The sequence below is a fragment of the Pseudarthrobacter sp. 05T312 genome (assembly GCF_056396685.1).
This window is the reverse complement of the sequence record NZ_JBFTLY010000001.1, coordinates 569,571-581,463: the sequence shown is the minus strand read 5'-3', so window position 1 is coordinate 581,463 and position 11,893 is coordinate 569,571. Positions and strand designations below refer to the sequence as shown.

Below are 11,893 nucleotides of genomic sequence, written 5' to 3'. Positions count from 1 at the left end.
CACGCAAAACGAACACAGACCTAAGAGAAAGCAGCACGATGGAAACCACGCATCGCACACGCACCGCACCCCGTCCCGGGTCGGCAGCCACTGCCGCGACTAAGTCCACCCAGTTGTCCCTCCCCGAGCCCTTCAACCCTTACGTCCTGCCGACAGCCGGCACCGCCCGGGACTGGGGCCGCTGGGGCGTGCAGGCACTCGTCCTTTCGGCCATCGCGACCCTCATCTGGGACCGCGGTGCGTCGATCCGGCCAGAGGTCAAGGGCCAGGTGAAGCCCTTCGCCGCTCCGGCACAGTGGGTCTCCGCCCTGGTCCTGGGACTGGGGCTGTTCGCCGTTGCAGCGGCCCTCGGCCTTCCGTGGGGTGTGATTCCGCTGTTCGCCGGCGCCGTAGTGCTGACCCGGCGGGTACTGGCCGCCCTGGGTGTTGAGCTGACCCTGGAGAACGGGATGCACCAGCTGATTCGAAAAGGGCTCTTGGTTGCTGCAGGCTTGGCGGCCTGGGGTGCATCGCTCGTTCTCTCCGGCTGGCTGCGGGGCATTACGGCAAGTCTGGCATCGAACCCGATCACCAAGATGGCTGCCGGGGCCGAGGCCGCCTCCGGCATTACGGCACAGACCAGCAGCATCGCCGGCACGATCCTGTCCACCGGAACGGTCGTGGGCTGGGCGTTGGTCCTGACCGCAACCACCTGGTGGTCGGTGTCGACCTATCTGGAAGTGACTAGGGACCGCTTTCCCGAAGCGGCCATCCTGACGGTCCCCTGACCGGCGTCCCCAAAGGCGGCGGAGAGCACGTGTCCGCCGCCTTTTGTCATGCCGCGTTGCACGGATACGTTGCATTTCGCACCATTTTCGTATAACGTCAAGAATAATTTACAACCTGTGCTTAAGCGTGCATCCTTTGAAAGGGGAGCAGACATGATCACCACACCCATTTGCACCACTATCGTGGGGGTACTGGTGGCCACATCTCTCGCTACGGGCGGCGCTGTGCTCACCCAGGAGCTCATCGACCGGGGGACCGAAGCCGGTCACATCCAGAACCTCACGTCGGATTTGAAGCTCTGCCAGGCAGACCTGGCCTATGAGGCAGGCTTTACGCGCGGCCGCTTCACTCAGGCCGCAGCGGCCGCAACCGTGGACCGGTGCGATGTAACTGAGGGCACCGTTCTCACGGTCAAAGTCAGTCCAGACGGCCGCAATTTCACCCTCACTGCATCCAGCGAGGCAGCACCCAACTATGACGTTGTTGCTGACTCGTCCGCCGGCGGTGGCGCAAACGTCGTCTCCAAGGAGGTCTGATTGCGGTACCGTCTCAGCGCACCGTTCCGCGCTGCCGTCCTGACAGTCGCGGCCATACTCATCCTTTCGGGCTGCGCACAGAGCCCGAGCGTATCCTCGCCTGCCAGCGCTCCGGCTCCGGTCCCTAGCGAGACCGCACCGCAGGAGGGCCCTACGGTCAGCAGTCCCGCGTCCGCACTTCCGACGCTGGGCTACTCCGCCATCGTTATGACCCCCGTCGTGGACGGAAGCGCGGCCCCGACCGGCGAAGTAGCTCAGCCACGCGCTCCCCAGGCTGTTGTCTACAACAAAGCCAACGGGGCGCCTCTGGCTCTTCTGCCGTCCATTGAGTCGGTTCCTGTCGTGGGCCGCGTTCCCGGCTGGGTGCGTGTCTTGCTCCCATCACGTCGTATGCTCCCCAGCCAGTCTCGTCCCACCGGGGGCGTCACGGCCCCGCGCGGTACCTTGGGAGGCATGGTCAACCGTGGAACCGGATGGATTAAAGTGGCCGACCTGACCATCACCACCGGCCTGCCGCGGGTCTTCGTGAACAAGGCGCAACATCGGGTAGATGTAGTCGCTGCCGACAACACGAGCCTGGTGGCGTTTGCCGCCAATATCGGGGCGGGTGTCCCCGAAGGACCGACCTTCATTGGGCCTGGAACGGGCGTCGCCTCCGGCTGTGGCGATGCGGCACCAATCATGCTTTCAGCCCAATCCGAGACAGAGGACGGGTACCGCGGGCAGTCCATTTCGCCGATTTTCATTGCCGGCAACACCCCAGCCTGCAGCTACTCACCGGCCGACTTCGCTGACATGACTCCGCGGATGGTCCAGATGTCCGCGTCGGACGTCGAGCACCTGGCACCGTTCCTGCGACCCGACATTCAAGTCGACATCGTGTCCGGTGCAGAGCCACCTTTGGTGACGGCGTGATGGGCTCCGAAAAGACCGTGGGCGAGCCCCTGCGGCGGCTGATCGCACAGGTCAGCTCCGAGACGGGCATGTCGACCTTGGCCGCAATCACCTTGATAGGGGACGAACTGTCCCAGATAGGGCGGGATGCTGTGGAGGCGGCCCGCCGCGAAGGAGTGACCTGGCAGAAGATCGCCGAGGATCTCAATGAGTCATCCCGGCAGTGGGCCCAGGCGAAGTTCGGCGATGAGGTGAAATCGGGGCTGCCCGGCATGTCAGCTGCTGCCATGGCCCGGAGGATCGGTATTCATCAGCAGACGGTAGCGGCTCACCCTGAGAGGCACGGCATCATCGTCAAGACCTACGCTGCTGCGGCCGGAAGTAGGGGCCGCAAGCGCTACTTCCTGCCGGGAGATGAGGATGCAGGCCCGGCGCCACGGTGACTGTAGACCCTCAAGAAAGTAAGCGGAGCCCCCTATGGCTCCGCCTTCTTCCTGTTACCCACCTGGCTAACGTTTACTTCTATGCGGCGATCTCGGTGACGGGCGAAACGCCGACCGCCGGCCGGCCGGTGGTCAGCAAGGTTTCCTGGGTCTTCTTGGCCTCGGCCAGTGCGGTGCGGGCCGCCTCGCACCTGGCCTCCGCAGCTGCTAGGGCTTCGATAGCGTCCTCATGAGTGGGGGTCCGGTCGAAGCATTCCTTCATCCGAGCCTCGTGCCGGATCGAGAACTCGAAGCGCTTCTTTGCGGCCTGCCACTTCTCCTTGGCTTTGGTCGGGCCGCCGGTCTTCGGATCGGGTCGGTCATCCGCCGCCCCGAGCTGCGCTTCGGCGTCCTGGAGCTGCTTCTCACATTCGGCCCGCTCCGAGATGGCGTCCAACCACAGGTCCCCAGCCATACCCTTCGGCGTCGGCCAGTCCTCGTGGACGCGGGTCCGCACCTCATCGTCCTGAGCCATGCGCAGGGCGTCGATGGCAGCCTCCGACTCGGTGATCCGTCGTTCGACTTCGGCCACGGCCGCTGCGGCCTTCTCGCGGCGCTCCTCACTCCGGACGGCCGCCAGACGTTCGGCTGCATGCTCGGCGCGTACGACCCGCAGGGCCTGGCGCTTAGCGGTAAGCACCTCAGCTGCCTCGGTTGCTGCCTTCATGAGCTTGTGCAGCATCGCACGCCAGATTGAGTACGGCGGCGCCTCCTTCTCGCCGGCCGAAGTCTTTTTGCTCAGCTGTTCAAGGTAGTCCTTCACCTTCTCGGTGGCACGGGTCATTGCATCCTCGGAGCGTCCCGCTGACCGGGCTTCGGGGTTGTGGGCCAGGCATCGCCGGCCACCATTGCACCAAGCAGCCCTACACATGGGCATCTCCTGTCGACGGGTCGAGAGCTGGGGCGCCCACGGTGCGGGGCTGGCGGCTGGGTTGATTCCGGTTAGGGGACATAGAATCAGTATATCTCCCTTTCGGTAGTTCCGAAAGGGAAGCAAGGGCGGCCGCCTCTTTCGGAAGTCCCGAATTCCTCTATGCTGTCAAAATGACCCTCCGTGAAGACGAAGCCCGTGAAGGCCTCCTGGGCCTGATTGATCAACTGACGACCGACGAAGAGAGCCCCACGGCCCAGCTGGTGACGGCCGGCGCCCTGCAGGATCTACTCCCACGAGTGCTGCAGGACCTGGTGGATGCGGCACGAGGCCGCGGAGCGTCATGGCAGGACGTCGCCACGGCCCGGGGGCTGAAGACCGCCTCGAGCGCGCACTGGCATTACGGCCGCGGGCGACCCGCCGGCGAAGATGCCCCGCCGGCAACCAAGAAGGACCGGCTCCAGGACGCCCGAGTCCGAGCCGCCGACAACAGGAAGCCCACCCCTCCGCTCCCCGACCTCCCGGGACTGAGCCGCCAGGACGCCGCCGCCCAGCTCGGCTGTGACCCAAAGACGCTGGTGCGACGCGCAGGGAAGCGGGACGGGGTGCGGGTCGAGGAGTTCGCCTTAAGCGGAAGAAAGCCCGTCCGCCGGTACTTCCTTCTCTAGGGCTGGTCAAAGCAGTCTTGGGCGGTTAATGTTGGCCTCTTCTCTTTCGGAACTACCGAAAAGGGAAATCGAACCGCTACCAGAAAGACATCATGACCACCTCTACCACCACGACACGCTTCACCCTCCCCGACCGCGTCTCAGGACTCCCGTTGCTCCCGGCCGAGTACTCACCGGCTGACTGGGCCAAACTCCCCATCGGCCGCAGCCACGGGAAGAAGGAAATCGCCCAGGGCCACGGCTTGGGCCGGAAGGTCTACAACCTCGACCTCGACGCCGGCCCGCACACACTCGTCCTCGGCCCATGCTCGTCCGGGAAGAGTATGCTTCAGCGTCAGATCATTGCCGCCGCACTGACCCGCGGCCACGACATCTACGCAATCGATGGTGCAAAACGCGGCATCGACTTCCGGTGGGCCGGCTCCAGGCTCAACCGCACAGCCACCGACCGGGCGGGTTCGGCCAATCTCCTGGAAGACGTCCTGACCGAGGCAGCCCGACGAAGCGGCCTAATGGCTGCCCATGAGGTCGGGGGCTGGGCGCTCCTGCCCGAGAGCGTTCTGGCCGACAAAGGCATCAGACCCATCACCGTGATCATCGACGAGTACGCCAACCTGGTCCAGGAAGAGCGCACGCCTCAAGGCGCGGAACCCTTGGACCCAGAGATGGTGCGAGAGATCGATGAGCACAATGCCACCGTCGCCAGGAACAAGAAAGCCATGTCGGCAATCCTTCGTCGCGCCCGGTCGGTCGGAATTCATCTGGCGATCCACACACAGCGCAACGATGCTCTGAGCCTGAACGCGTCAATGATGGCGGACATCGACAACCTGATCTACATGATCAGACCGACCCGCCAAGACGCTCAGCATGTGGCCATGGCACTCCACAGTAAGGCGTCCCCGGAAGCACTGGATGCAGCCTTCGACCGGGTCGGCGACCTCTCCCTGAGGGGTACAGCCATCGCCGTCGATGCTACCGGCACCGTCAGCGCGGTACGGGTGGCCTACACGGACTCCGCACAGCTCGCTAAGAGCCTAAACGAGTACCTCCCAGCCCACCGCCCAGAAGCTCCGAAGGAGCTCTAAACGCCCAACAGCATCGCTGCTATGACCCGCCCGAGAGCATGTTCACGGGCCGAGTCATAGGCCGTTATTAGACTGGGCACACATGAACCAAGAGCTGCACAACGACGACAAAGGCCGCTACATCATCACCACCGCCACAGGCAGCCACTACTGCCTGGACCTGGACAGCCGCACAATGGTCCGGGAGATGGCAGCCACTGCCCCACTCGTGGACTTCCTGGATGTGGGCTTTTCGCAGCTCCGTCGCGATGGCGAGAGCATCCAACTGCTAATGGTCGAACACTGCAAGGTGGGCGAGCCCGCCCGCTTATGGATCCAGGTCCGCGACGGTGCCGTGACTCTCCGGACGACCTCTCCGGTTGTGCGCATCGAACGCGTAGGGGCCGACCACGGATAATGGCTGGGGCCTCAGGCGAGTGGGCGCTGGCTCAGCTAAGACCGCCCCTCAGGTCGCATTCACTTCGGGCCAAGGGTACAGCGTTGTCAGGTGCGTAAAGGACTTGGGGTTTCCGTGTTCGTCGAACGTCATGCCGGAGTGCTCGTGGCTGCCGCCTGCGTGGGCGACAGCGGCCAGCAGGAGCTCGAGGTTCGCCCGGTCCAGCCCCGGAATGACATCCCCGAGGACGTCGGGGACATCCTCAGCCAGCGAAGCGGCCAGCATCAAGAACCGGCGCTCACCGCCCGAGAGCGACCCCGCCCCGTCCTGGATGGCCGCAAAGTCAATCCAGGCGCGCACTTTTTCGCCCAGGCGCGGAGGTCGTCTGCATGTGTCACAGTGTGTGGTCCTTTGCTGATGGACCGGTAGCAGCCAGCCGGTTGCAAACTGGTGCTCGAGGTGAAACTGGTGAAACTAGAGCTACTGGAATTTTGGGTGAATATGGTGAATATGGCCGGGTGAACTTGGTGAATATGGCCGAGCTTAGTCTGACGAATCAGCCTGGGTGTGACCGTGCACGGGATCCAACTGCAGCTTCAGGAAATAGAATCTCCCAGTGATACTCACTGGCACCATCATCAACCCCGACGGAAGCCAAGCGCACATTGAAGCCGATGGAGCGACTTACGACGAGGCGCGAGAGAACCTCTATGCACTCCTAGAGGAGGGCCAAAGACTCATCGTCATCCGCACTGACCGCTACTAGTCCGTCGCGTCAGGCAGAATGGGGCCCATGTGCGGCAGATACGTGATGTCCAAGGCCACCGGGGATCTCCTGTCCTCTTTTGAGGCTAAGGAGGTGGAGGGCACTCCGCCGTCGCCGAGTTGGAACGTGGCGCCCACCCAGAATGTCCCCATCGTGGCCGAGCGGCTGGACGAGGGCAGTGTGGAGCGGCACCTGCTGATCGCCCGGTGGGGCCTGGTCCCGTCCTGGGCAAAGGACATCAAGTTCGGGTCCAGGATGATCAACGCCCGCAGCGAATCCATCCTGGATAAGCCCTCGTTCCGGAAGGCTGCGGTGAAGCGCAGGGCGCTCGTGCCGGCCGAGGGGTACTACGAGTGGCAGAAGACCGAGGACGGTAAGAAGATCCCCAACTACCTCTACTCCGAGCAGGAGCCGCTGCTGGGCTTCGCCGGCCTGTACGAGTGGTGGGCGGACCCGGCCCTGGCCGAGGATGACCCGGGCAAGTGGCTACTGTCCTTCACCGTGCTGACCACCACCGCCCAGGACACCCTGGGGCACGTGCACGACCGCTCCCCGGTCATCATCCCTCGCGACCGGTTCGCCGAGTGGCTCGACCCGGACCTCACCGACAAGGGGGACGTCCAACACCTGCTCGACTCATTGCCGGAGCCGACCCTGGTCCCACGCGTGGTCAGCACCAGGGTCAACAGCGTCCGCAACAACGGGCCTGAGCTGATTGAGCCGGCAGAGGCGCCCACGGCCTAGGCTGTCCTCCGTGGGGGTTTACTTCTCCGCCAGCCGGCGGAGCTCGGTGACCATCGCTCCGGAGGGCGCATAGCCGCCTGATCGCTGGATCAGAAAGTCTCTGGCCACAATCATCCGGTCGCTGGCATGCTTGGCCATTAGCCAATGCCGGGACAGGCGGAGCTCGGCGGCGAGCTGGTCCATCTGTCCGAGCAGCTTGGAGATCTCCACCCGGGCGTTGTTCCGGACCATGCTGCCGGCCTCCTTGAGGACCATGAAGGACACCACCCTTCCCTCGTTGGACTGGAGCATAGGCTCCAGGAGGGCCTTGCCGATGGCGGGGCGGGTCTGGTTGTTGCCGGCCCGGTACTCCGGTGCCCGCTCGATCTGCTCTGCCAGGTGGGTGACCCGGATCTGATGGGCCCTGCTGAGGTCCAGACGCTGCGCGTCCAGCTCTTCTGACCAGTTGTCCCGGAGCGCCTCCAGCTCCTGCTTCCACGCCGGCACGGCCAGGTACAGGTACACGGCGCCGCTGGCGATCCACTGCAGGGCCACCATGTCGATCTCCCCGGCCCGTTCCTGCCACCGTGCCAGAAGCTCGGCAGGCGGTGCCTGGTCAACGTCCTCGTCCTCCGGATCCCAGCTCTCCAGCAGGTCTGAGGCGTCCAGGCGGCCAACAGACAGCGACAGAAAGGGCGCGAAGGTGTGCTGTGCGATGTCCAGAACGTCGTCGGGTCCGATGGTGCCGTGGTGAAAGATAACGGCTGGGTCGCCGGGGAAGCTGGCCTCCAGGAACCGCAGCCCCCGTCGCTCCGCCCCTGCCTTGAGCTCCCCCACCAATTCCTCGAAGTCATCCATGCTCAGCACCCTATAGGGCGGCCGGCCCGGTCAGCGCGAGACCCGGTATTCCGGCGGTGTACACCCTCCTCGCCTTCGCCGCATTAGCCCCACCAGGCCACAGCAACAACGGGAAAGTGCGGCTGTGGATAACCGATACGGTAATTTGGAAGCGTGCCGAAGCTCGACCGCGACATTCGTGCCGAAATTGACCCCTTGCGGATCGTCGGCCGTTTGAAGCAGGGAGTCAGGCAGTTGGCTTAAATGCATGAAGCCCGCGCCAACGGGCCTCAGCAATCCTGAGCCAGCCGGAACAAGAGCCGTCTACACTCAGGCGTTGTATTGAGCAATACACACCTAGGGTATGCCCTGATGCTGGCGACTGCCAGTTCAAGGGCGACGGCTCTTTCCACCAACGGAAAGGAAAGCCGGATATGACAAGGTCAAAACGACGACACAAGCCATGGGCGTTTATGAGTTTCCTCGTGAACCTCACGGTGGGCATCACGCGCATCATTGTGCTCCTGGCTCAGGACTACGACCGGCCGTAACGCCATCGGCGGCAGCTGCCGGGTCACCGGTCCGGCAGCTGCACGTCCGCCACGGCCAGTTCGGGCCTCGGCCGCAGGTATCGCACCGCGTGCCGGAAGGAGTTTCCCGTCCAGGCAGTGTCCGCCGAGATTTCGATAACGATCGGCTCAACCAGCGTCAGCGCCACCGGCCCCTTGTCCTTGCTAAACCGATTGAGCATGGTCTCGGTGATCACCGCCGGCCATGGGTGCTCTCCGGCTGGTGACCTTATATACAGTGCCAACTCCCGTGAGGCCTTGGCGCTCAGCGGCGCTGACCGTCCAACGATACGCAGCCGGCCCTCGACCGGCAGGCCGGCTACCACATATTGCGGTCGGTCGATAGGGCCGACGACGGCTCCGCAGACCACGTCGACGACTTCTCGCCGCTTGACCTTAGTCCACTGCCGAACGGACCCCTGGTAAGGCTGGGCGGCGCCCTTGACGACAAGGCCTTCCAGTCCGGCATGATGCAGCTCATCGAACCACTTCAGGGCTTCGTCGCGGTCCCGGGTAACGGGTGAGAGGTTCAGCGGAGGCTCCCAGCCGGCGGCCAGTTGCTCCAGTAGTTCCCGGCGCTCGGCCAGGGACGTGCTTCTGATGTCGTGCCCCGCTACAGCCAGCAGATCGAAGGCAGCGAAGGAGGCCGGATGCTGCTTGGCGGCGGCGGCCAGGGCGCTCTTGGATGTGACCAGGCGGCGCTGCAGCGCGTCGAAGTCGAGCCGGTCTCCCGTCCAGATCACCGCCTCGCCATCCAGGACGCAGCCTGGCGGGATCAGCGCGGCCGCGGCCTCCAGCAGCTCCGGAAAGTAGCGTGAGAGATCTCGCCCCTGGCGGCTCCACAACGAGACGCCGTCGGCGCCGGCGACAATTGCTAACCGGAAGCCATCCCACTTGGGCTCATACATGCAGCCGCCGGGCAATGCTCCCGCCGGCGGGACTGATTCGGCACTCTTTGCCAGCGCCAGGGACACCGGCGGGCGCAGTGAAGAGGGAACGTCTTCTCTCATGCCGCCACCGTACGTCAGTCCTCGCTGATCGACTCCAGCAGCCACTGCTCGGAGAGGGGTTCGCGGCGCAGCTCAAACGTCGTCAACGGGGACATAGAATCAGTGCGCACCTGCAGCCGCCAGTGCTCGATGTCCACAACATTGCCGATGCCGACCGGGACGCTCCTGCGGGTCTCCCACCAGGAATCCCGCGTGAACCAGTGGACGGGCTCTGCTGCCACGGCCCACAGCTTTTCGTCGTACCGGACCGCCAGCGGAACGCCGGCGGTTGTGAAGCGGACCGGCACGGGAACGTTCAGGGCGGGTGCTTCGGGGATGGCTGTCATTACGGGTCACTCTTTCAGTGCGGTTAGGCGGCTTTGACGAGAGGGAGCTCGTCCCAGTGGGTGGTGTAGCGGGGTGAGAGCATGTCGCGTTTCATGGTCCAGTCGGGCCCTCCCCTGATGCCACCGTGGCCCAGGCCGATCGAGCCACGGCCGTACCTGCGGGCGACGTCCTCGAGGAGGGAGCCGATGTGCCGCTCCTCGTGCGGGTTCTCGAAGAGGGACAGCGGCGCCTGGTTGCCGGTTGGGCGCAGGTCGGTGACCATGATGCCGGCCCTGGCGTAGCGGATGCCTTCGACGATCCGCGGCAGGAGCGCGTGGGCAGCCTTGGTCAGGAGCACAGGGTCGGCGGTGGGCATCGGCAGCGGGACGCATACCGAGGGGTAGGACGTGTCTTTCGGGTTGAAGTGCGAGGTGCCGGCGAACGCGGTGAGGACCTTGGCCTGCAGCCCGTGCTTCGCCAGCCGCGCCGAGGCCTGCTGCCCGTAAACGCTCATCACCTGTCGGATGCCGGCAGCGGTGGTGATGGGCTTGGCGAAGGAGCGGGAGAAGATCAGCTGATCGCGCCCGATCCGCTCCTCCTCCATCGGGATGCACGGGGTGCCCTGCAGCTCCAGGACGGTGCGCATCATGACGATCGAGAAACGGTCGCGGATCACGACCGGGTCGGCGCGGACAAGATCGAGGATCGTGAAGATCCCCATGCCGTTCAGTCGCCTCGTCAGCCGGCCCGCGATGCCCCAGACCTCCTCTACGGAGAGCCGCTCCAGCAGTGTTTCCCGTACCGGCGCCGGGACGGACTCCCAGTGGCACACTCCCCCGAATGCCGGGTTGTTCTTGGCCCACTTGTTGCAGAGCTTCGCCAGGGTCTTCGTGGGCGCGATCCCGACGCAGACGGGCACGCCTACGTGCCGCCGCACCGCGGCCTTCATGGACCTGCCGAGGTCGAGCAGCTGCTCGGGTTCACCTTTGACGCCCAGGAACGCCTCGTCGATGCTGTACACCTCGAGCCACGCCGAGTACCGGCCCAGCAGTTCCATCACCCTGGCGCTGATGTCACCGTAGAGCTCGTAGTTGCTGGACAGGGCCACGAGCCCCCACTCCTTGGCCCTGGGGGCGAGCTTGAACCACGGATCGCCCATCGCGATGCCAAGCTTCTTGGCCTCCGGCGACCGCGTGACGGCGCAGCCGTCATTGTTGGACAGCACGATCACCGGTTTGCCCTCCAGAGAGGGGGCGAACGCCCGCTCCGCGGAGGCATAGAAGCAGTTGACGTCCACGTGGGCAATCTGCGGCATCCGCCGCATCACAGCCGGCTTAGACATGACCCGGTCCGCATCTGATGCGAAAGCGCGCGCTACACATGGTGAAGACACCTGGTGGCAACGCCCCAGATCGTCAGGTCGGAAAGGGACGGCACGGGGATGTCAGGGTAGGCGGGGTTCTCGGCCTGCAGCACGACGCCGCTGGCCGTGATCCGCAGCCTTTTGATGGTCAGCTCCCCGTCCAGGACCGCCACGACCACGCACCCGTCGTGCGGTTCGAGCGACCGGTTCACGATTAGTTCGTCCCCATCGATGATCCCCGCACCCCCCATCGATGATCCGGACACACGCACGATATAGGTGCTCGTGACGTCCTTGATCAAGTGTTCGTTCAGGTCGATCCGGCCCTCGAAGTAGTCCTGGGCAGGTGATGGGTAACCGGCCGCGACCGGCACCGGCGAGGCCAGGACCAGCAGCTTAGACATCCCCGCATCTACCACGCAGGGGCCAACAATTACACGCACAACACACCTTTTATTCGAACATACTTTCGACAACAAGTGTACGCGTGACCCCGGACAAAAGAGCCTGCCCGAACGCAATGCAGGGGTTGCACTGGCGAGGGGTAGCATTCGCGGAATGGACGATGAGCTCACGGCTCGCCTGGTGCGTCAGGCGAAGCAAGCACCGGCGGAGGGAGAGACAGCAGACGGGCCG

General features: G+C 64.6%; 16 protein-coding genes. 9 read left to right on the top strand and 7 right to left on the bottom strand.

Annotated features, from left to right (window positions below):
• Positions 1-38 precede the first annotated feature (38 nt).
• From AC1DIP_RS02960 to AC1DIP_RS02945, 4 genes are all read left to right on the top strand, one after another.
• Positions 39-767, top strand: coding sequence for a hypothetical protein (locus AC1DIP_RS02960; RefSeq protein ID WP_477732784.1), 729 nt, complete (start codon positions 39-41; stop codon positions 765-767).
• A 153-nt stretch (positions 768-920) separates the two neighbouring features.
• On the top strand, positions 921-1,304 hold the full coding sequence (locus AC1DIP_RS02955) for a hypothetical protein (RefSeq protein WP_477732783.1): 384 nt from the start codon (positions 921-923) through the stop codon (positions 1,302-1,304).
• Positions 1,305-1,757: 453 nt separating this feature from the next.
• Complete coding sequence (locus tag AC1DIP_RS02950; RefSeq protein WP_477732782.1) at positions 1,758-2,219, top strand: hypothetical protein; 462 nt, start codon at positions 1,758-1,760, stop codon at positions 2,217-2,219.
• Positions 2,219-2,641 carry a hypothetical protein gene (locus AC1DIP_RS02945; protein WP_477732781.1) on the top strand — a complete coding sequence of 141 codons (423 nt, stop codon included), beginning with the start codon at positions 2,219-2,221 and terminating at the stop codon, positions 2,639-2,641. Before AC1DIP_RS02950 ends, AC1DIP_RS02945 begins: the two co-directional genes overlap by 1 nt.
• Positions 2,642-2,720: 79 nt before the next feature.
• Here AC1DIP_RS02945 and AC1DIP_RS02940 read toward each other — a convergent pair whose 3' ends face one another.
• On the bottom strand, positions 2,721-3,464 hold the full coding sequence (locus tag AC1DIP_RS02940; RefSeq protein WP_477732780.1) for a hypothetical protein: 744 nt from the start codon (positions 3,462-3,464) through the stop codon (positions 2,721-2,723).
• A 260-nt stretch (positions 3,465-3,724) separates the two neighbouring features.
• On the opposite strand from AC1DIP_RS02940, the gene AC1DIP_RS02935 reads away from it, so the two are divergent.
• The 3 genes from AC1DIP_RS02935 to AC1DIP_RS02925 all read left to right on the top strand — a co-directional run bounded on the left by AC1DIP_RS02935 (position 3,725) and on the right by AC1DIP_RS02925 (position 5,704).
• Positions 3,725-4,219, top strand: coding sequence for a hypothetical protein (locus AC1DIP_RS02935; RefSeq protein WP_477732779.1), 495 nt, complete (start codon positions 3,725-3,727; stop codon positions 4,217-4,219).
• A 92-nt stretch (positions 4,220-4,311) separates the two neighbouring features.
• A complete protein-coding gene (locus AC1DIP_RS02930; RefSeq protein ID WP_477732778.1) occupies positions 4,312-5,307 on the top strand; it encodes an FtsK/SpoIIIE domain-containing protein in 996 nt (331 codons plus the stop codon).
• Between the two features lie 82 nt (positions 5,308-5,389).
• Positions 5,390-5,704 carry a hypothetical protein gene (locus AC1DIP_RS02925; RefSeq protein ID WP_477732777.1) on the top strand — a complete coding sequence of 105 codons (315 nt, stop codon included), beginning with the start codon at positions 5,390-5,392 and terminating at the stop codon, positions 5,702-5,704.
• A gap of 48 nt (positions 5,705-5,752) precedes the next feature.
• On the opposite strand, the gene AC1DIP_RS02920 is transcribed toward AC1DIP_RS02925, so the two are convergent.
• Positions 5,753-6,043, bottom strand: a complete 291-nt coding sequence (locus AC1DIP_RS02920; protein ID WP_477732776.1) for a hypothetical protein — start codon at positions 6,041-6,043, stop codon at positions 5,753-5,755.
• 256 nt (positions 6,044-6,299) lie between these two features.
• Here AC1DIP_RS02920 and AC1DIP_RS02915 point away from each other — a divergent pair, with 256 nt between their 5' ends.
• On the top strand, positions 6,300-6,449 hold the full coding sequence (locus AC1DIP_RS02915) for a hypothetical protein (RefSeq protein WP_477732775.1): 150 nt from the start codon (positions 6,300-6,302) through the stop codon (positions 6,447-6,449).
• A 27-nt stretch (positions 6,450-6,476) separates the two neighbouring features.
• Entirely contained in the window at positions 6,477-7,193 is a 717-nt protein-coding gene (locus tag AC1DIP_RS02910; RefSeq protein WP_477732774.1) for an SOS response-associated peptidase, read from the top strand.
• 18 nt (positions 7,194-7,211) lie between these two features.
• Here AC1DIP_RS02910 and AC1DIP_RS02905 read toward each other — a convergent pair whose 3' ends face one another.
• The 5 genes from AC1DIP_RS02905 to AC1DIP_RS02885 form a co-directional block, all read right to left on the bottom strand.
• The gene (locus tag AC1DIP_RS02905; RefSeq protein ID WP_477732773.1) at positions 7,212-8,030 is read right to left on the bottom strand and encodes a hypothetical protein; all 819 of its coding nucleotides are present in this window, start codon (positions 8,028-8,030) and stop codon (positions 7,212-7,214) included.
• 553 nt (positions 8,031-8,583) lie between these two features.
• A complete protein-coding gene (locus AC1DIP_RS02900; protein WP_477732772.1) occupies positions 8,584-9,588 on the bottom strand; it encodes an ATP-dependent DNA ligase in 1,005 nt (334 codons plus the stop codon).
• A 14-nt stretch (positions 9,589-9,602) separates the two neighbouring features.
• A complete protein-coding gene (locus tag AC1DIP_RS02895; RefSeq protein ID WP_477732771.1) occupies positions 9,603-9,914 on the bottom strand; it encodes a hypothetical protein in 312 nt (103 codons plus the stop codon).
• Positions 9,915-9,937: 23 nt separating this feature from the next.
• Positions 9,938-11,236: a Y-family DNA polymerase gene (locus tag AC1DIP_RS02890; RefSeq protein ID WP_477732770.1), complete on the bottom strand. Its 1,299-nt coding sequence runs from the start codon at positions 11,234-11,236 to the stop codon at positions 9,938-9,940.
• A gap of 32 nt (positions 11,237-11,268) precedes the next feature.
• On the bottom strand, positions 11,269-11,700 hold the full coding sequence (locus tag AC1DIP_RS02885) for a LexA family protein (protein WP_477732769.1): 432 nt from the start codon (positions 11,698-11,700) through the stop codon (positions 11,269-11,271).
• Positions 11,701-11,893 lie beyond the last annotated feature (193 nt).